Origin of the sequence: Flavimaricola marinus (genome assembly GCF_900184895.1) — a bacterium.
Classification (GTDB): domain Bacteria; phylum Pseudomonadota; class Alphaproteobacteria; order Rhodobacterales; family Rhodobacteraceae; genus Flavimaricola; species Flavimaricola marinus.
The window spans coordinates 24847-43135 of the sequence record NZ_FXZK01000016.1; the positions used below are offsets into that span (position 1 = coordinate 24847).

The window sequence follows — 18289 nt, forward strand, 5'->3', positions numbered from 1 at the left end:
ATTTATTGGAGCATCAGGCTGCCATCTGTAGGCAGAAAGCTCGGATCGAAATAGAGAGACGCATCCGGCTCGGCCTGGAACTCGTACACGGATTTGGTCTGCTCGATGGCACTAGCCATGCGGTCGGCGTCAATAGAGCCGATGCCATTTTCGACGACGAAATCCGTCAGTACGTTCGCGTCGATCGCCATTTGCAGTCGCTCGGTTTCGAGCGCAGCATCCGCTGCCGGGTTGCGCGCCATCAACGCTTCGATGGCGGCGTCAGGGGATGCGATCGCATCCTTCCAGCCCATCGCAACAGCGCTGAGGAATCCAGTGATGAGTTCGGCGTTCTCGGCCGCGAAATCCGTATTCACGATGATCGCGTTGCCATAGAGATCGACACCATGATCCGCCATGAGCAGGACAGTGATGTCCTCGACCGGAACGCCGAGACGGATCAGGTTAAGGGTCGACGAAAAGGAGAACCCCGTGATCGCATCCACTTGGCCCTCGGCCAACATCGGCTCACGGGTCGGAAAGCCGACGGGTTCTACCGTAATGGAGGCCACGTCGAGCCCGGTTTCGGCTGCAAAAATCGGAAACTGCGCCCAAGCCCCGTCCGGCGGTGGCGCGCCGAGGATCTTGCCCTCCAGATCCGCCGGCGACGCAATGCCGAGCGAGGCACGCCCGACGACGGCGAATGGCGGCTTGTCGTAGATCATCATCACGGCCGTGACGGGCGCATCCGGGTTCTGATCGAGAAATCGCATCAGCGAGTTGATATCGGCAAAACCGATTGGAAATGCTCCCGTGGCGACCTTCGGGATTGCATCGAGCGATCCGGCGCCCTCGCTGATCGTCACGTTCAACCCGGCATCGGCGAAATAGCCCGCATCGAGCGCGTGAAAATAGGGGGCAGCAGGACCCTCGAATTTCCAATCCAGAGCGAAGGGAAGATCGGTCTGAGCCAAGGCGGGCGCCGCGATCAGCGCCGCTGTAATGGCCGCGATAGTCGTGTGAAATATCATGTGATGGTCCCCAGAGAAGTATCTCCGAAACGCTAGGCAACCGACCGCGAATTGAACATGTACAGCATTTCAGGCGGTGGAAATTCGGGAACCGCAAGTCGCCATTGCCCAAAAAACGACCGCTTCGCATTGCGTTGCACATCAATTCAGCCAAGTCGCAATCCGCATCACGGTCTAGACCGGACAAAGGCCCGACGAGGGTCACGGCTCTTCCGGACTAACTGGTTGAAGATTCCGCGGCCAAAGACCATCAATCGGGGGTGAACGAGAACGCGCAAGTCAACACACGGCGGGCCCACTCTGAAGCGAGAGATGACCCATCGACGATCACACCCGCCCGACGTCTGCTGACCAACTTCGACCTGCCCAATGAACTCTGACCCAACCTAGGTGCCGTATGACCAAACTCCCGATGAAAGACAGTTTTCACTTGCCAGACGGGATCATCTATCTCGACGGCAATTCGTTGGGGGCGCTTCCCAAGGGCGTGGGAGAGCGGCTTCAGTCCATGGTGCAGGACGAATGGGGCGCACATCTGATCAAAGGTTGGAACATCGACGAATGGATGGCGCAACCCGCGCGGGTCGGAAACATGGTGGGACGGCTGATCGGAGCACCCGAGGGCTCGGTCACCATGGGCGACACACTGTCGGTCAAGGTCTTCCAAGCATTGTCCGCTGCGTTGAAAATGCGCCCGGACCGGCGCGTCATTCTCTCAGACAGTGGCAACTTCCCATCCGATCTCTACATGGCCCAAGGGTTGATACAGCAGCTCGACAACGGCTTTGAATTGCGGGTCGTTGCCCCCGAAGAAGTCGAAAGCGCCATGACCGACGAAATCGCTGTCGCCATGATCACTCAGGTGGATTACCGGACGGGGCGGATGCACGATATGGCAGGTATCACGGCTGCAGCTCATGCAGCAGGGGCGGTCATGTTGTGGGATCTGGCGCACAGCGCCGGGGCGGTTCCGGTCGACATCGCCGGCTGCGGCGCGGAATTTGCCGTGGGCTGCACCTATAAATACCTCAACGGCGGACCTGGTGCGCCGGCATTCATCTATGCCCGGCCGGATATCGTGGCCGACATACAACCGGCCCTGGCCGGATGGTTGGGGCACGATGCGCCCTTCGCTTTCGAGCCGACATACCGCCCTGCACCGGACATCGAACGAATGCGGGTCGGAACGCCGCCCGTCATCCAGATGACAGCTCTCGAAGTCGCGCTCAAAATCTGGGACGACGTGGATATGACAGAACTCAGATCCGCCTCTGTCCGGCTCTGCGACCTGTTCATCGCGGAAGTCGAGGCGAAGTGCCCGTCGCTCAGGCTCGCGAGCCCCAGAGACGCGGCCCAGCGCGGCAGCCAGGTCTCCTTCGCCTTCGAAGACGGTTATGCCGCGATGCAGGCACTGATCGCGCGCGGAGTGATCGGTGATTTCCGGGCACCGAACATCATGCGGTTTGGCTTTACGCCACTGTATATCGACGAAACCGACGTCCGCGAAGCCGTCCGGATCATCGCCGACGTCCTCGACAATCGGCTATGGGACCAACCCGAATATCATCAGAAAGGGCGGGTCACCTGAACCGGCACTAGAAGGCGCGGAAGGTGAGGGTCGTCAACGTGCGCTCGATATTCGGGATGTCGAGGAGCTCGTCATTGATATACTTGCCCACGTCCATGCCGTCCGGGATGTAGAGCTTGATCAGCAAATCGTATTCACCGCTGGTCGAATACAATTCTGAGTGAATCTCGCGCAACGCGATCGCGTCGGCCACCTCGTACGTGGTTCCGGGCTTGCATCGTATCTGGATGAATACACAGGTGGTCATCTTGGCTCTTTCTTGCGATGGGTCAGATGCTTGGCCAGCCTGAAAGCCATACCGGCATGCCGCATCTGCCATGAAGGTCTAAGCTCTCAACCGCGTCATGACAAATCAAACGTCGAACTCGCACCGCCTTGGGCAGCCTGCACCCTCGCAATCAACGGCGCCCAAACGCAAAGAGAGAGCGGATTGCTCCGCTCTCTCGATTTCAACGTCGCTCAGGTATGCTGGTGGCACACCTGCTTGGGAATGCAATCCGCGAGCTAGTTGAAGTTATAGACCACCGACAGACCAAAGGTGTTGGCCGCATCACTGAAGGAGTCGTCGGTCGCATCGTTGAACTGCGTCGCATAGCTGGTGCGCAGCGTCAGCGTGTCGCTCATTGCAACGTTGATTGCAAAGTCGTTGGCCACGGTCGTCGCGGACTCCGAATAGATCACGTCGGTGTCGTTGGTTGCGTAGATGGTGTCAGACAGGCTGTAGTACATGTTGTTCGACAGGCTACCAGCCACTTCGTTGACATCGTCGCCGCCAACCACTTCGGCATAGCGATAGCCGGGACCGGCCTGGACCGACCACTGGAAATCGGGCGTGTTGTAGATGCGGTAACCTACACCGGCGCCGACGAAGTAGTCCTGTTTGTAGTCACCGGCAGTCGTGGTCAGACGGTCGATGGCGATGTCGGTCTGGGCATAGCCAAAGAACGACGAGCCGAAGTTGCGGCGATAGTCGAGGCCAGCGAGCAGTTGGTTCTCGGTCGCGTCACCGTTTTCGTCTGCGCTGTAGGCATAGCTGAACGACATGTCGAAGCCGTTGACGCCGTCAAACGTGCCCCAACGGAGGCCGGCACCGACATTGGTTTCGTCGCTCGTGGCAGTCGCGTTCAACGCGATGGAGCCGTAGGTGCCGACTTCGCGGCCCTCTGTTCCGAATGCACCGATGTCGCGGTCTGCAGCGTCGCTGATGTCTTCTTCAAGATCGTCCAGCGCATCTGCTGCGGCGCCCTGATTGTCAAAAGCCGACGTCTGCGCAACGGCGCCAGAAGCGACGATGCTCGCAACGGCAGCGGCGAGAATGAGATTCATTTGCATGGGTTTTCCTTTCCCAAGTTAAGTAACCCGCATCTTCGATAGGACGCGGAAGCATACTTGCTTCAGATAGGTCTTAGCCCCAGATGATCAATAAGTTAAATTCAAAATACTTACCCTTTAGACGACTTTTCGTTACCTTTAAGGAAATAGGTCTCCGTGCCCGTGGAGTCTCCAAGGACCTCGACGTCGTCTTCGCTGATCTCGGCCAGCGCCGCGATCACGGCAATTCTGTCTGCATCGGCGCCGTCACAAACGCTTCGCAGCGAACGCGCGGCGGCAGCCCGTATGTCTTCATCTAGGTCATCTCGCCATACTGCCCAGACCGGATAGGGAAATCGGGGCGCGTCCGGGACAAGGTGCATTTGTCCGGAATCCAGATACTTCTTGATATATCGGGCCGGCAGATAGGCCGCCGCTTTGCGGTTGACCACGTATTCGGCCACCATGGCCTCAAGCGAGAAGGTCAGGCCAGGATTAGTCAACTCCGGCAACGCCAGCGCGTGTGCGCCCACGAACTCCGGCCCCCAGTCAATGAAAACGTAGTCGTCAAAAATATTGTCTATGTCGCCGTCATCGAAGGTCGCGACCATGACGAGCTCTTCTTCCAGAATCGCCTCTGCAGAGAGACCGGGGCGCAGTTGCGGCATGTACATCAGGCCAACCTGCATGATCCCCTCGACCAGAAATCGCGTCAATCGATCAGGCATACCCAGTTCGGCCCTGACGTTGAGCTCCGTCATGTCGTTTTGAAGGGCGTCGACCCAACGAAACCCAAGCCTCGGCCAAAGCGAGTATTGCGCACCGATGGTCACGCTCTTGGTATAGCCTTCAGGTATGGCCACCTGCTGTTTGGCTTCCTCCCAAACCCGGATCAGCGACAAGGCGTATTTCTCGAACTCACGCCCGGCCGCCGTCAGATCTGCCCCCGACCGGTTTCGGGTAAAGAGCGGCTTGCCAAGCTCGTCCTCCAGCCGCTTGATCCGCAATGAGACGGCTGATTGCGTCACGAAGAGGCGATCAGCTGACGCGACGAATGATCCGCTGGCAGCCACCTCCATAAATGTCTTTAGCAAAGTGATATCCACGGGGGCCTCCTCTCAGATGCCCTCGTCAATAAGCAATACTCACGTCAATGACAATTGTGGTGAATTGCGCTCTCAGGAGAAGAGCATTCGGCGAATGCCCAGCGCCACAAAGCTGCAGAGGCCTGCCACTTCGCGGCGGCAGGCCGGCATTCATGAGGGACCGATGGCGAACCTTAGCCCATGCGCTCGGATGCGTATGAGCCCGGTGAAGCAGGGAAAACCACGGTCTTGTTGCCATTGAGGAAGACACGGCGGTGAATGTGCGCGTGAACGGCGCGTGCCAGAACCTGCGCTTCGACATCGCGGCCAAGGCTGACATAGTCGGCCGCGGATTGCGCGTGCGTGACGCGGACCGTGTCCTGCTCGATGATCGGGCCTTCGTCGAGATCGGCCGTCACATAATGTGACGTGGCGCCGATCAGCTTCACGCCTCTCTCAAATGCCTGCTTGTAGGGATTGGCGCCCTTGAAGCTGGGCAGAAACGAGTGATGGATATTGATGATCCGGCCCGACATTTCCCGGCACATGTCGTCCGAAAGGATCTGCATATACCGCGCAAGAACGATTAGGTCGGCACCGGTCTCGCGGACGACATCCATGATCTGGGCCTCAGCCATGGGTTTGTTGGTCTTGGTCACCTTGATGCAGTGGAATGGAATATCCTGGTTCACCACGACCTTCTGATAATCCATGTGGTTTGAAATCACAGCCACAATATCGATCGGCAACGCGCCGATCCGGACGCGATACAGCAAGTCGTTCAGGCAATGGCCAAATCGCGACACCATGATGACGACCTTCATGCGGGCCGCCTCGTCATGGAAATCGTAGTCCATGCCGAATTCTCCCGCCACTGACGCGAAACCGTCATGCAACGTAGAAAGCTCTTGGCCCGCCTCGCTGGTAAAGCTGACGCGCATGAAGAACCGACCGGTCTCCAGATCGTCGTATTGCGAACTGTCGGTGATGTTGCATCCGTGATCTGCCAAATAGTTTGCAATCGCGGCGACGATCCCGCGCGTCGATGCGCAACTGACGTTAAGGGCGAATTTTGTCATCTGGTCTCTTCTTGGATCAGCCAGTCCCGGCCCTGGCAGGCGCGGTTGGATAAGGGAGGGGAGTCACTTACGGCATTGTTGGTCTTGTTCGGCCAAATCTGTCCTGCACGCCGACGACGCAGCATGGAGCAAAAGCGGCTCCGCCCCTACTTGGCGCAAGAATGGCAGCATGCCAAGGCACCCGATCGTCGCGAACGACGACGAGTCACCCCTCCAGTGCGGCCAGCCCGTCGGATGGAAGGCAACGCAGCAATTCCGACTTGAGATCGCGGATAAGCCTCAACTCCAACCGATCCGGCAGCAGTTCGTCAGGCAGTTCCGGCGTTCGCAGAATAATGCGTCGCCAACCGTGCACGATCAGCACCCGCAAGACTGCAATCTGAGTGGCATCCAATACGGCCCCCTGCAGCTCCATAGCCACAACCTCCGAGAATGCGTCTCGAACGTCGGCGCCCAAAGCCAGCAACGCCTCGGTACAGAGCTGCGCCTTGATCCAATCCGGCAGGGCCGCAACCTCGTGAACTGGCAAACTGGCTACGTCCGGTCCCTGCGCGGGTCTGGTCGCCAACGCAATATCGGAAGACACAAACGTGCAGGCCCGGCTGTCCTCATCTGCAAGTGTGGTTGGTCCGATCAGCCAGAGCCATGCCAGATCGGCGCTCGCCTTTTCGCCGTAGATTCTCGGGCTGGCCGACGCCGTCTCTGCCCTGCCCCGTGCGGTCAGTGCGTAATAGCTGTTGCGACCGGATTTCCGGCTTTCGAGCCAGCCATCCTTGCGCAAGCGGTGCAGCGCGACGCGATTGGCTTCTGGCCTGACACGCATCATCTTGGTCAACCGGCTGAGCAGCAGACCGCTGATTTCTTGATCCTCACCTTGGGCAAGCTCGCCAAAGACCGTAATCAAGAGTGACCAGACCTTCGGCGGCTTCTCCCCGATCAAAAGATCAACCGCCGTTTCGAAACGATCAGTCATGGCGGTCACTCGCTGTTTATCGGCAGGTCAGGCTCTGTGTCGGCTGCTATGTGCCATATGCGTTCATGGTCAGCAAATCATAGACCGCCACCAGCTCATCGGCCTGATTTGTCATCGAAACATGCCAGCGCACTTCTCCATACTCCGTATTGCGCGGGGTCTTCTTCTTGACGGTCAACTCGACCTTGATGCTGTCGCCCGGCTCGACCGGTTTGAGAAAGCGCAGGTTCTCGAGGCCCGAATTGGCCAGAACAGGGCCCTCGGCAGGCTCGACGAACAATCCGGCAGCGAAGCTGATCAGCAGATATCCATGCGCAACCCGGCCGGGAAAGAAAGGATTTCGCTCGGCAGCGGCCTGATCCATGTGAGCATAGAAGGTGTCGCCGGTGAAATTGGCAAAGGTTTCAATATCCTCCAGCGACACCTCGCGCGACGCGGTCGTCAGCGTATCCCCAAGCTGCAGGTTCTCGAACGTGCGGGTGAACGGATGGGCCTCCGGTGCGCTCTGTGTCGATCCCGGCACCCACGTCTCGCCAATCGCGGTCAGCATGTCCGGGCTGCCCTGAATGGCCGTCCGCTGCATGTAATGCATGGCGCCCCGAATGCCGCCCAGTTCCTCGCCGCCCCCGGCGCGGCCCGGACCCCCATGCACCATGTGCGGCATGGGAGAACCGTGGCCAGTACTTTCCTTCATGCTGACGCGGTCATTGAAATAGAGCCTGCCATGAAACGCGCCGGCCCCAAGAACGACTGCGCGGGCGACCTGCGGATCATGGGTGATGACAGAAGCGACAAGGCTCCCCTCTCCGCGATTTGCCAAGGCAATCGCATGGTCCAGATCCCGATATCCCATGACGGTCGACACCGGACCAAAGGCCTCGGTGTCATGCACCCGCAGGGCGGCGTCCGGATCAGCGCAATGAAACAGCATCGGCGGGACGAACGCTCCGGCATTGGCATCCGCGCCATTGACGGCAAAGTTGTCTGGATCGCCGAAAACACGCTCCGCCTCCGCTCCAATCAGCGCCGCCTTAGACAAAACGTCTCGCTTCTGGCTGTTGGACACCAGAGCTCCCATCCGGGTGCCTTCGGCCTTTGGGTCGCCGATCACGGTCTTTGCCAACCGGTCGGACAGTGCGCCGATCACGGCATCGACCTGCGCTAAAGGCGCGATGATCCGTCGGACGGCGGTGCACTTCTGCCCTGCCTTCGCCGTCATCTCCCGGTGCACTTCCTTGACAAACAGGTCAAACTCCGGCGTTCCCGGCGTCACATCCGGCCCAAGGATGGATGCGTTCAAGCTGTCCTGTTCGGCCATAAAGCGGACCGAATTCTGCAAGAGATTGGGCGCTGAGCGCAGCTTCAGCGCGGTATCGGCTGAGCCCGTAAAACTGACGACATCCTGACAGGTCAAACGATCGAGCGTGTCGCCCAACCCGCCGGTTACCAACTGCAACGCGCCTTCTGGCAAGACATCGGCATCCAGCATGATCCGTACGGCCAGCTCGGTCACGTAGCAGGTCGCCGTTGCGGGCTTCACGATCACCGGCATGCCCGCCAGCAAGGTCGGCGCCAATTTTTCGAGCATTCCCCAAACCGGAAAATTGAACGCGTTGATGTGGACCGCGGCCCCCTGCAGGGGCGTGCACACATGCTGGCCCAGAAACGTGCCGGCCTTGCCGAGCTGCTCCGTGTCTCCATCCAGATACACATGCCCGTTCGGCATCTCGCGGCGGCCCTTGGATGCAAAGACGAAGAGTGTGCCGATCCCACCGTCAATATCGATCATATGGTCGGCTTGTGTGCCGCCGGAGGCAAACGACAGGTCATAAAGCGCCTGCTTCTTTTCATTCAGTGCCAGAGCCAAGGCCTTGATCATGCCGGCCCTCTGGTGAAACGTCATCGCGCGCAACGCCGCTCCGCCTTTTCGGCGGGCATGCTCCAGCATCGCGGCCGCATCGAGCGCGTCATTCCCGGCGCGAGCGATCACTGCGCCGGTCACGGCATTCTCGATCTCGCGAGCCCCCTCGCCCGGAGCAACCCAACGGCCAACGACGAAGCTTTCGATGTTACTGATGGTCATCCGGGGATCCCGCCTCTTGTTTGTGCTAAATATTTATTGACCAGGCTTGGCCGCCATGCAACGAATTAGTTACAGGAAATTCATCAGGGCGAAAAATGAGTAACTCAATCATCGTGGAAGCCCACGACCAATGGGTCGAACTGACGCTCAACCGCCCGGATCGCCTGAATAGTTTCAACGAAGAGATGCACCATGCCCTGCGCACGGCTCTCGAGTCCGCGCAGACCGACGGGACCAGGGCGGTTCTGCTCACTGGTGCCGGGCGTGGCTTCTGTGCGGGCCAAGACCTTGGCGACCGCGATCCATCGAAAATGGATGGGCCACCTGATCTGGGACAGACCGTCCGCAGTTTCTATGCCCCGTTGGTGCGCCTGATCAGGTCGTCCAAGTTTCCGATTGTCTGCGCAGTCAACGGCGTTGCCGCAGGAGCAGGGGCCAACTTGGCACTGGCCTGCGATATCGTTCTGGCCGCCGAGAGCGCCAAGTTCATTCAGTCGTTCTCAAAGGTCGGGTTGATCCCGGACACGGGCGGCAGCTGGAACTTGCCGCACTTGGTCGGCGAGGCCCGGGCCAAGGGTCTCGCCTTGACCGGAGAGCCTTTGCCTGCGGCCAAGGCCGCCGACTGGGGGCTGATCTGGAAAGCGATCCCCGACGCGGACCTAATGGAGGAAGCGCGGGCGCTGACGGCCCAGCTCGCCAATGGCCCGACATTGGGCTTGGGTTTGACGAAGCAGGCAATTCAGGCCGCTGCGACTGACAGCCTGACCGATCACCTCGAACTCGAAGCCGACATGATGAAGACCTGCGGCGAAAGCGCGGATTACGCCGAAGGTGTCAGTGCTTTCCTCGGCAAGCGCGCACCGAAATTCCAAGGCCGCTAACATGACCGCCAAGGAACGTGCCCTGAAATCCGCAGCAGCCATGTGGGCCAATGACAAGGCGTCGCAATGGCTTGGCATGCGGCTCGTCGACGTGGACGAAGGGCACGCCGTTGTCGAACTGAAGGTCGAAGCCCATCACTGCAACGGCCTCGGCGTCTGTCATGGCGGGATCAGCTTTGCTCTGGCCGACAGCGCCTTTGCCTTTGCCTGCAACAGCCGCAATCAAGCAACCTTGGCGCAGCACAACTCGATCACCTACACGGCGCCGGGCAAGCTGGGAGAGACGCTGACAGCGACGGCCACCGAGATTTCCAAGAGCGGTCGCAGCGGGATCTACGATGTCGCTGTCACCAATCCGGACGGGCAACTGGTTGCGACATTTCGAGGCCTATCGCGCACAATTCGCAGGCAGCACTTCGACGAATAGACCAACCGGAGGGGGAGGAGACCGGCCATGAAGACATTGACACCCGCCAAGGCGGATCTGGACCCGATCGAAATCGCCAGCCGCGATGAGATCGCCGGACTTCAGCTTCAACGGCTCCAATGGTCGCTCCGGCATGCCTACGACAACGTGCCGATGTACAAACAACGGTTCGATGCGGCAGGCGTCCACCCCTCGGACCTCAAGAGCCTGTCAGACCTCGCCAATTTCCCTTTCACGACGAAGAACGACTTGAGGGACAACTACCCCTTCGGCCTTTTTGCAGTGCCGCGAGACCAGATCATCCGGCTGCACGCCTCTTCCGGCACCACAGGCAAACCAACAGTGGTAGGTTATACCGCGCAAGACATCTCGAATTGGGCAGACCTCGTGGCCCGGTCCTTGCGAGCGTCAGGGGTCAAGCGGGGCGACATGGTGCACAATGCCTACGGCTACGGCCTGTTCACGGGCGGCCTCGGTGCGCACTACGGCATTGAACGGCTAGGGGCGACGGTGGTGCCGATGTCGGGCGGGCAAACCGAAAAGCAGGTCAGCCTGATCGAGGATTTCCGACCGCAGGCGATCATGGTCACCCCCTCCTACATGCTGAACATCCTTGAAGAATATCTGCGGCAGGGGCTCGATCCGCGTGCCTCTTCCCTCGACACGGCGATTTTCGGCGCCGAGCCCTGGACCAATGCGATGCGCGCCGAAATCGAGGATGCTTTCGACATGCACGCCGTCGATATCTATGGCCTGTCCGAGATCATGGGGCCGGGGGTCGCCAACGAATGCGTCGAGACAAAGGACGGGCTGCATATCTGGGAGGATCACTTCTTTCCCGAAATCATCGACCCTGTTTCCGGTGACCCTGTTGCTGACGGTCAGACCGGCGAGTTGGTGTTCACCACGCTCACCAAGGAAGGCTTGCCGATGATCCGGTATCGGACGCGCGATCTCACCCGGCTCTTGCCCGGTACGGCCCGCTCGATGCGTCGGATGGAAAAGATCACCGGCCGCAGCGATGACATGATCATCCTGCGTGGGGTCAACGTGTTCCCCACCCAGATCGAGGAGCAGGTTCTGGCGGCCAACGGGATCGCTCCCTACTTCCAGATCGAACTCTTCAAATCAGGGCACATGGACGCGATGCGGATCAACGTAGAGGCCACGCCAGACGCCGCGCCGGAGGATGCTCGGACCGCGGCGGCCCATGCCCTCGCAGTCCGGATCAAAGGCATCGTCGGGGTATCGGCCGAAGTGATCGTGCACCTACCCGGCACGGTGGAGCGGTCTCAAGGCAAAGCGCGGCGGGTGGTGGACAACCGGCCCAAAGGCTAGTGGTCGAATTCGACGACGACCCTGTCCGTCAGCGGAAAAGACTGGCAAGCCAAGGCAAAGCCACGATCGATCTCGCCGTCCTCCAGCGCGTGATTGGTCAGCATCTCGACCTCGCCTTCCACGATCCGGCACCGGCAGGTCGAGCACACCCCTGCCCGGCATGAATACGGAGCATCAATCGCGTTTTCCAAGGCGCCCTCAAGGATCGTTTGATCCTTGTTGATCTGGTAATCGGCGCTGACACCGTCGATCGTCATGGTGACTGAAGTCGCCTTGGGCGCTTCGCCAACTGCCTTCTTCAAGGCCGGTCGCGCCAAACGTCCGGGCTGACCACTGGCAAAGAGCTCGAACTTGATCTGATCGTCGGTCAGGCCATGCTCTCGAAGAGCAGAAGCGATACCCAGCATCATAGGTTCCGGGCCGCAGATGAACGCCGTATCCACGGACTCGACATCAATCCAGCTCTGGAACAATGCGGCGCATTTTTCCGGATCGACGCGTCCGGAGAAAAGCTCGATCTCTTCGGCGCCGCTTTCCAGCACATGCACGATGGTCAGGCGGCCCATATAGCGGTTCTTGAGTGCCTCCAGCTCTTCGCGGAACATGATCGTGTTAGGGGCACGGTTGGCATAGACCAAGGTGAAAACGCTTTGTGGTTCCGCGGCCAATGTCGTCTTCATGATCGACAGAACCGGTGTGATCCCGGAACCACCCGCAAAGCCGAGGTAGGTCTTTGGCAGTTCCGGGTTCAATGGAACATGGAAGTTGCCCAGCGGCGGCATCGCCTCCAGCAGATCGCCGGGGGCGAGATCCTCGTTGGCCCAGGTCGAAAACGCGCCGCCATCGACCTTCTTTATTCCGACCTGCAGCACGCCGTCATCCCGGCCCGCACAGATCGAATAGGATCGACGCACCTCCGTGCCGTCAAAATCGCGGCGAAATGTCAGGTATTGGCCCTGAATGAAGTCCACACGCTCGCCGTTGGCAGGCTCCAGGGTCACCACCACCGCGTCGCGGATGGTCTTGCGGACTTCGGTGACTTTCAGCGTCTGAAATCTGGCCACGGCGGCGATCCCCCTAGATGCACTTGAAATAGTCGAATGGTTCGAGGCAATCGCCGCACCGCCAATGGGCCTTGCAAGGGGTCGAGCCAAATTGGCTGACCTTGCTGACGGATTTGCTGCCACAGCGCGGGCAGCTTTCCGGCCCTCCGGCAGCACGCGGCGGTGCGATCCCGTATTCGACCAGCTTTGCCCTGCCCTTCTCCGACAGCCAGTCGGTTGTCCATGCAGGAGCGATCTGCGTCTTGATCCGAATGTCCGAAACACCGCGATTACGCAGCGCCGTTTCGATATCCATCGCGATCACCGACGTTGCGGGGCAGCCGGAATACGTCGGCGTCACGGCGATCTCCAACATGTCGCCATGCCAAGCCACATCGCGCACGATACCGAGGTCGACGACCGAAATCACCGGGATCTCTGGGTCCGGGACGGCATCGAGCCAATCCCAGATTTGAGCCAACTCGGGCCGCATCCTACCACGTCGCGCCGGGATAGGCGCGCTGTAGCCACTGCATTTGTGTCAACATATGACCCAAATGTTCGCTGTGACGAATGCCGGTCTTGCCACCCCTGTGGGCAAAGCGATCGGCTGGAATCACCAGAGTCGCCTGCGCCATGACGGCAGCAACCTCTTGATCGACATCCGCCCTCAAACCTGACGGCAATGGCGCGATCCCGGCTTCGGCCATCGCCGCATCAACCGGATCGTCGTCAAACAATTCGCCAAAGAACGGCCACAGCTTATCCAGCGCGGCCTGCATCCGACCGTGGCTTTCCTCTGTGCCATCGCCAAGGCGGATGACAAGGTCGGCACTCCTTTCGACGTGATAGCGGGCTTCTTTCACCGACTTGGCTGCAATATCCGCAACACGCGGATCAGCAGACTCCATCAGGGCCGTCAAAACCGCGACGTGCCATTGGTCGAACAGATACTGGCGCATCAATGTCTGACCAAAGTCGCCATTCGGCTGCTCGACGAGCAAGGCGCTGCGAAAATCCCAGACGTCGCGCAGCATCGCAAGATCGTCCGCAGTCCGGCCGGCCCCTTCGACCTCGGCAGCCAACCCCAGCCACATCTGCGTCTGACCGATGAGATCGAGAGCGACATTCGCCAATGCGATATCTTCTTCCAAGACCGGAGCCTTGCCGCACCACTCGCTCACGCGATGACCGAGCACGAGGGTATTGTCGCCCATTCTGCACAGAAATTCGAAGGTTGCGGTCTGTTGGTCCATCACATCGCCTTTATCTCGTCGGGGATGTCAAAGAAGGTCGGGTGGCGATACACCTTGCTTTCCGCCGGATCATACATGGCCTCTTTGTCGGCGGGGTCCGAGGCGGTGATCTTGGCAGCCTCCACCACCCAGATGCTGACGCCTTCGTTGCGGCGGGTATAGACATCGCGGGCGTTCTTCACTGCCATCTCGGCGTCCGCGGCATGCAGGCTACCGACATGGCGGTGGCTCAGGCCGCGCTGACCACGGATGAATACTTCCCAAAGGGGCCATTCCTTGCGGGTCATTCTGCGGCAACCTCCCGGTTTGCGTGTTTCTCGGCATGGGCCATCAGCGCGTCGCGCACCCATGCACCGTCGTCCCAAGCCTTGTTGCGAGCCTCCAGTCGGTCCACGTTGCAGGGACCATTGCCCTTGAGCACGTCAAAGAACTCGGCCCAATCCGGCTCCGCGAAATCGTAGCCGCCCTTGGCCTCGTTCCACGCCAAAGTGTCATCCGGCACGGTGAGGCCGAGGTATTCTGCCTGCGGGACAGTCTGGTCGACGAACTTCTGGCGCAGCTCGTCATTGGTATTCATCTTGATCTTCCACGCCATGGATTGTGCAGAATGGACGCTGTCCTTGTCCGACGGGCCAAACATCATAAGCGCCGGGAACCAGAACCGGTCGAGCGCATTCTGCGCCATCCGACGCTGCGCGGGCGTGCCACCGGCCATCTTCATCATGATGTCAAAGCCTTGGCGCTGGTGGAAACTCTCTTCCTTGCAGATCCGCACCATCGCACGGGCATAGGGCCCAAAGCTGGTGCGTTGCAATGGCACCTGATTCATGATGGCCGCACCGTCGACTAGCCAGCCGACAGCCCCCATATCGGCCCAAGTCAGGGTCGGGTAATTGAAGATCGACGAATACTTCATCCGACCATCGAGAAGCATCTCGGTCATTTCATCGCGGGACACACCCAACGTTTCAGCTGCACCGTAAAGGTAAAGGCCGTGCCCGGCCTCATCCTGCACCTTTGCCAAGAGGATCGCCTTGCGCTCCAGTGTCGGCGCGCGCGTGATCCAATTGCCCTCTGGCAACTGACCGACGATCTCGGAGTGAGCGTGCTGGCCGATCTGGCGGATCAGGGTCTTGCGATAGCCCTCGGGCATCCAATCCTTTGGCTCGACCTTCTCACCCGCGTCAATCCGCGCCTGAAACGCGGCCAGTTTCGCGGGGTCGTCCTGCGTCGCCTCGGACTTGACCATTTGCGCATACATAGGCTCGCCCCCTTTGAATTCAGCGGTCCGGATGACATCCCGCTCAGCGCAATACCAATGCGCCCCAGACGTCATCCGTATTCATAGCAGACCCGTGGAAACCGGACAATAAAAAGTTACACAATTTTCCATTGCGAGATATGCGGTAACATATCCGAGTTCATCCCGCCCTGATCCACATCAGCTGGGCCGGCATGCATTGCGGCACATCGGGGTAACGGCTAAACCGAGTTAGCATTTGCATCGGGGTGGCACCAATCCAATTCAGTATTGGGTCCAAGAGGATCAGATTTTGAGTAATCGTCAGCACATTTTTGTGCTCGGAATATCAGCCTTGCTCTGCCCTGCCTTGGCACCCGCCGAGATGCGGGCGGAACCGCAATTGGCACAGGGCTACTCCACCTTCGGCACGCCGGGGCTCATCGAAATGCCCAGCGCCACGCTGGCCCAAGACGGTGAGCTCGCTCTCGGATTGGGGTATATGAACGATGACCTGCAGGCGACCCTGTCGTTTCAGGTCACCCCGCGGCTGTCGGCCTCGTTTCGCTACACACAGCCCATGTCCGGTGGTTCCAGCGACCAGAGCCTGTCCTTGCAGTACCGATTGCTGGATGAAACAGCCCGGAGGCCGGCCGTCGTCATCGGTTTCAATGATCTGATCGGCTGCGACCGATATCGGTCCGAATTCATCGCTGCATCCAAAACCGTCAGCACGGATGTCCGCATCACGGCCGGGCTTGGCTGGGGGCGGCTTGCCGGGGCTGGCAGCTTTGGCAATCCACTTTCGATCTTTTCCGACAGTTTCGACGAACGCGACAGCAAGGGTGGCACCAGCAACGATGACGTCGATCTCAGCGACGCTTTCCGGGGCGACGCGGCGCATTTCGGCGGCGTCGAATGGCAGGCGACGGAGCGGCTTCGGCTTATCGCAGAGTATTCGTCCCTCGACTATGCGGCATCCGGCTCGACGGGTATCGAGCGCACATCACCGTTCAACTTCGGCTTGTCCTATGCGCTGTCCGAGGCTCTGACAGCAAAAGCCCACTACCTCTATGGATCGGAGGTCGGGGTTCAGTTCACCTATGCGCTCGATCCACGGTCTCCGCCCGTCGGTCAGAGCATCGGCTCGGCGCCGTTGCCAGTTCAGGTCCGAGGCACTCGCCCCTTGACGCGCCCTGAGAACGACATGCAGTCCGATCTCTCCCTAGCCCTGACGAGCCAGGGCCTTTCGCTGCACGCCATCGAAATCGAGGGGCAAACCGCTCGGGTCGAAGTCGAAAACCGGGACCATACCGTTGCCGCCCGCGCCATTGGCCGAACCGCACGCGCCCTTAGCCGGACGATGCCGGCCCGCGTAGAGGTCTTTGACATCGTGTTGGTCGAGAACGGGCTGCGGATCAGCAACGTGCGCCTGAACCGAGGCGACGTCGAGGCGCTGGAACATGACCTCGACGGAGCGTGGACGAGTTTCATCAGGGCCGACATCGGCACCCCGGCCTATGAGCTTTCGCCGGTGGACACCGCTTACCCTCGGTTCGATTATGCGATCACGCCATCTGTTTCAGCCAGCATATCATCGCCAGAGAGCGGCCTTCTGGCCGATATCGGCGTCGATCTGACCGGGCGGTTCACACCCTCGCCGGGGCTTCAATTCTCCGGAACCCTGCGTCAGAAATTAGGGGGAACCCTCGACGAACTGACGGTCGCCAACTCCGGCGGTCAGCCACAGGTTCGGTCGAACCTCGCCAGCTACGCCGAGGCGGATACGACCATACCGTCTCTGACCGGAGCCTACTACTTCAATGCCGGTCACGCGGAATATGAGCGGCGATGCTGGTAAACGGCGGTTTATTGCTCAAACCGGGTCGCATTCCTCCGACTTGGTCGAACCAGACGAGGAAATTCGCGCCGCGACAGGAATGATCTGAGGCTCAATCGGATCGGCCCGCCCCCCAAGCCGGCGGAAAACACTCGAGCGCATCACCCTGCGAGGACCCGTATCGCACGACCTTCCGACTAGCCAGCGGGCCGGGCGGCGCTCACTTCGATCAGGGCTTGCCGGAACAAGCGCGCAACGGCCGACGGACGTTCCTCTGACCTTGCCATGATCCCGACAGGGCCCTCCGTCGATCTCAGGTCGATGGGCAAGGCGATCAGAGTTCCTTGCGCGAGTTCCTCTGCCACCACCCCCCGCGAGATAAACCACGCCGCCCGCAACGGCCCCAAGGCCATCGCCCTCCCGAACGCGGCGGATACGCTTTCGATGCGGTTCTGAAACAGCGGCAGGCCAGCCGCGATCATCGCCCGCGCCAGAAGCGGGCGCACAGCCGCGTCCTTGGGAGGATAAATGACCAAAGTCTCCGACAACTGGTCGAGCGAGGTCGCATGGATCAGCGGATGATCAGGTGCGACGACGACGACGACGGTTTCAGAATAGAGTTGAGAGAAGGACAGGCTGACCATTGTGTCCGGCCGGCCCAAGCGCCCGACGACCAGATCCAGCTCGCCCGCGCGGAGCCTGTCGGTCAGGGTAGCATGAGCGCCTTCCTGGATACTCAACTCGGTGTCGGGAGATTGGGCGCGAAAGCGTTCCGTCGCCAATGGCACCACGCTCGCCGCAATGCTGGGCAAGACACCCACGCGCAGGGTCGCGGCACCGCCGGCGTCCAGTTTGGCAATGCTGTTCAGCCCCTGCCGCAAGGCACCAGTGCTCTGCTCTGCGTATTGCAGAAAAATTTCACCCTGATCCGTAAGGCTCACTCCCGCTCGACCGCGCAGGATCAATGTGACCCCCAGAATGTCTTCGAGGTCCTTCAAGGTCTTCGAAATCGCAGACTGGGTCAGGTTTAACTGCTCCGCCGCGCGGTTCAGTCTCTTGGCCCTGGCGATGGCCACGAAGGCCTCCAAATGGCGGAATTTGATCCTTCGGTCCATCAACTTTCCAAAAGGGCAAC

Annotated in this window: 18 protein-coding genes; 5 read left to right on the forward strand and 13 right to left on the reverse strand. The window is 60.0% G+C overall.

The genetic code is table 11. The features are described from left to right. Positions 1 to 2: 2 nt before the first annotated feature. Positions 3 to 1010 (reverse strand): ABC transporter substrate-binding protein, encoded by a 1008-nt coding sequence (locus LOM8899_RS20855; RefSeq protein WP_093994186.1) that lies wholly within the window; start codon positions 1008 to 1010, stop codon positions 3 to 5. Between the two features lie 397 nt (positions 1011 to 1407). Here LOM8899_RS20855 and kynU point away from each other — a divergent pair, with 397 nt between their 5' ends. After that, positions 1408 to 2598 carry a kynureninase gene (gene kynU / locus LOM8899_RS20860; RefSeq protein WP_211096244.1) on the forward strand — a complete coding sequence of 397 codons (1191 nt, stop codon included), beginning with the start codon at positions 1408 to 1410 and terminating at the stop codon, positions 2596 to 2598. Positions 2599 to 2605: 7 nt separating this feature from the next. On the opposite strand, the gene LOM8899_RS20865 is transcribed toward kynU, so the two are convergent. From LOM8899_RS20865 to paaZ, 6 genes are all read right to left on the reverse strand, one after another. Further along, positions 2606 to 2845 carry an Lrp/AsnC family transcriptional regulator gene (locus LOM8899_RS20865; protein ID WP_093994216.1) on the reverse strand — a complete coding sequence of 80 codons (240 nt, stop codon included), beginning with the start codon at positions 2843 to 2845 and terminating at the stop codon, positions 2606 to 2608. 257 nt (positions 2846 to 3102) lie between these two features. Next, complete coding sequence (locus tag LOM8899_RS20870; protein ID WP_093994187.1) at positions 3103 to 3930, reverse strand: DUF481 domain-containing protein; 828 nt, start codon at positions 3928 to 3930, stop codon at positions 3103 to 3105. A gap of 110 nt (positions 3931 to 4040) precedes the next feature. Beyond that, positions 4041 to 5015, reverse strand: coding sequence for a LysR family transcriptional regulator (locus tag LOM8899_RS20875; protein ID WP_093994188.1), 975 nt, complete (start codon positions 5013 to 5015; stop codon positions 4041 to 4043). A gap of 173 nt (positions 5016 to 5188) precedes the next feature. After that, positions 5189 to 6073, reverse strand: coding sequence for a formyltetrahydrofolate deformylase (purU, locus tag LOM8899_RS20880; protein WP_093994189.1), 885 nt, complete (start codon positions 6071 to 6073; stop codon positions 5189 to 5191). Between the two features lie 205 nt (positions 6074 to 6278). After that, positions 6279 to 7046, reverse strand: coding sequence for a PaaX family transcriptional regulator C-terminal domain-containing protein (locus tag LOM8899_RS20885; protein ID WP_093994190.1), 768 nt, complete (start codon positions 7044 to 7046; stop codon positions 6279 to 6281). Between the two features lie 46 nt (positions 7047 to 7092). Further along, positions 7093 to 9129: a phenylacetic acid degradation bifunctional protein PaaZ gene (paaZ, locus tag LOM8899_RS20890; protein ID WP_093994191.1), complete on the reverse strand. Its 2037-nt coding sequence runs from the start codon at positions 9127 to 9129 to the stop codon at positions 7093 to 7095. A 95-nt stretch (positions 9130 to 9224) separates the two neighbouring features. Between paaZ and paaG the strand changes: the two genes are divergently transcribed. Genes paaG through paaK form a run of 3 tightly spaced genes read left to right on the forward strand, consistent with a single transcriptional unit; the run spans position 9225 to position 11775 of the window. Continuing rightward, the gene (paaG, locus tag LOM8899_RS20895) at positions 9225 to 10010 is read left to right on the forward strand and encodes a 2-(1,2-epoxy-1,2-dihydrophenyl)acetyl-CoA isomerase PaaG (RefSeq protein WP_093994192.1); all 786 of its coding nucleotides are present in this window, start codon (positions 9225 to 9227) and stop codon (positions 10008 to 10010) included. 1 nt (position 10011) lies between these two features. After that, positions 10012 to 10437 (forward strand): hydroxyphenylacetyl-CoA thioesterase PaaI, encoded by a 426-nt coding sequence (gene paaI / locus LOM8899_RS20900; protein WP_093994193.1) that lies wholly within the window; start codon positions 10012 to 10014, stop codon positions 10435 to 10437. A gap of 27 nt (positions 10438 to 10464) precedes the next feature. Continuing rightward, a complete protein-coding gene (gene paaK, locus LOM8899_RS20905; protein ID WP_093994194.1) occupies positions 10465 to 11775 on the forward strand; it encodes a phenylacetate--CoA ligase PaaK in 1311 nt (436 codons plus the stop codon). On the opposite strand, the gene LOM8899_RS20910 is transcribed toward paaK, so the two are convergent. From LOM8899_RS20910 to paaA, 5 genes are read right to left on the reverse strand one after another with little or no spacing between them, the layout of a single operon-like run. Further along, positions 11772 to 12839 carry a 2Fe-2S iron-sulfur cluster-binding protein gene (locus LOM8899_RS20910; RefSeq protein WP_093994195.1) on the reverse strand — a complete coding sequence of 356 codons (1068 nt, stop codon included), beginning with the start codon at positions 12837 to 12839 and terminating at the stop codon, positions 11772 to 11774. The two genes, paaK and LOM8899_RS20910, sit on opposite strands and share 4 nt — an antisense overlap. Before the next feature lie 13 nt (positions 12840 to 12852). Then, positions 12853 to 13311, reverse strand: coding sequence for a 1,2-phenylacetyl-CoA epoxidase subunit PaaD (gene paaD / locus LOM8899_RS20915; protein ID WP_093994196.1), 459 nt, complete (start codon positions 13309 to 13311; stop codon positions 12853 to 12855). 1 nt (position 13312) lies between these two features. Next, positions 13313 to 14074: a 1,2-phenylacetyl-CoA epoxidase subunit PaaC gene (gene paaC / locus LOM8899_RS20920; protein WP_093994197.1), complete on the reverse strand. Its 762-nt coding sequence runs from the start codon at positions 14072 to 14074 to the stop codon at positions 13313 to 13315. After that, positions 14074 to 14361: a 1,2-phenylacetyl-CoA epoxidase subunit PaaB gene (gene paaB, locus LOM8899_RS20925; protein ID WP_093994198.1), complete on the reverse strand. Its 288-nt coding sequence runs from the start codon at positions 14359 to 14361 to the stop codon at positions 14074 to 14076. Before paaB ends, paaC begins: the two co-directional genes overlap by 1 nt. Then, complete coding sequence (paaA, locus tag LOM8899_RS20930) at positions 14358 to 15335, reverse strand: 1,2-phenylacetyl-CoA epoxidase subunit PaaA (protein WP_093994199.1); 978 nt, start codon at positions 15333 to 15335, stop codon at positions 14358 to 14360. Before paaA ends, paaB begins: the two co-directional genes overlap by 4 nt. Before the next feature lie 292 nt (positions 15336 to 15627). Here paaA and LOM8899_RS20935 point away from each other — a divergent pair, with 292 nt between their 5' ends. Continuing rightward, entirely contained in the window at positions 15628 to 17175 is a 1548-nt protein-coding gene (locus LOM8899_RS20935) for a YjbH domain-containing protein (protein WP_133065083.1), read from the forward strand. A gap of 176 nt (positions 17176 to 17351) precedes the next feature. Here LOM8899_RS20935 and pcaQ read toward each other — a convergent pair whose 3' ends face one another. Continuing rightward, positions 17352 to 18269, reverse strand: coding sequence for a pca operon transcription factor PcaQ (gene pcaQ, locus LOM8899_RS20940; protein ID WP_093994201.1), 918 nt, complete (start codon positions 18267 to 18269; stop codon positions 17352 to 17354). Positions 18270 to 18289: the final 20 nt, after the last annotated feature.

Excerpts from the sequence above, each read along its gene's own strand:
- paaD (WP_093994196.1), bottom strand. The coding sequence starts at position 13,311 with ATGCGGCCCGAGTTGGCTCAAATCTGGGATTGGCTCGATGCCGTCCCG.
- paaC (WP_093994197.1), bottom strand. The coding sequence starts at position 14,074 with ATGGACCAACAGACCGCAACCTTCGAATTTCTGTGCAGAATGGGCGAC.
- LOM8899_RS20885 (WP_093994190.1), bottom strand. The coding sequence starts at position 7,046 with ATGACTGATCGTTTCGAAACGGCGGTTGATCTTTTGATCGGGGAGAAG.
- paaB (WP_093994198.1), bottom strand. The coding sequence starts at position 14,361 with ATGACCCGCAAGGAATGGCCCCTTTGGGAAGTATTCATCCGTGGTCAG.
- kynU (WP_211096244.1), top strand. The coding sequence starts at position 1,408 with ATGACCAAACTCCCGATGAAAGACAGTTTTCACTTGCCAGACGGGATC.
- LOM8899_RS20865 (WP_093994216.1), bottom strand. The coding sequence starts at position 2,845 with ATGACCACCTGTGTATTCATCCAGATACGATGCAAGCCCGGAACCACG.
- paaG (WP_093994192.1), top strand. The coding sequence starts at position 9,225 with ATGAGTAACTCAATCATCGTGGAAGCCCACGACCAATGGGTCGAACTG.
- LOM8899_RS20870 (WP_093994187.1), bottom strand. The coding sequence starts at position 3,930 with ATGCAAATGAATCTCATTCTCGCCGCTGCCGTTGCGAGCATCGTCGCT.
- purU (WP_093994189.1), bottom strand. The coding sequence starts at position 6,073 with ATGACAAAATTCGCCCTTAACGTCAGTTGCGCATCGACGCGCGGGATC.
- paaZ (WP_093994191.1), bottom strand. The coding sequence starts at position 9,129 with ATGACCATCAGTAACATCGAAAGCTTCGTCGTTGGCCGTTGGGTTGCT.
- paaI (WP_093994193.1), top strand. The coding sequence starts at position 10,012 with ATGACCGCCAAGGAACGTGCCCTGAAATCCGCAGCAGCCATGTGGGCC.
- pcaQ (WP_093994201.1), bottom strand. The coding sequence starts at position 18,269 with ATGGACCGAAGGATCAAATTCCGCCATTTGGAGGCCTTCGTGGCCATC.
- paaK (WP_093994194.1), top strand. The coding sequence starts at position 10,465 with ATGAAGACATTGACACCCGCCAAGGCGGATCTGGACCCGATCGAAATC.
- paaA (WP_093994199.1), bottom strand. The coding sequence starts at position 15,335 with ATGTATGCGCAAATGGTCAAGTCCGAGGCGACGCAGGACGACCCCGCG.
- LOM8899_RS20855 (WP_093994186.1), bottom strand. The coding sequence starts at position 1,010 with ATGATATTTCACACGACTATCGCGGCCATTACAGCGGCGCTGATCGCG.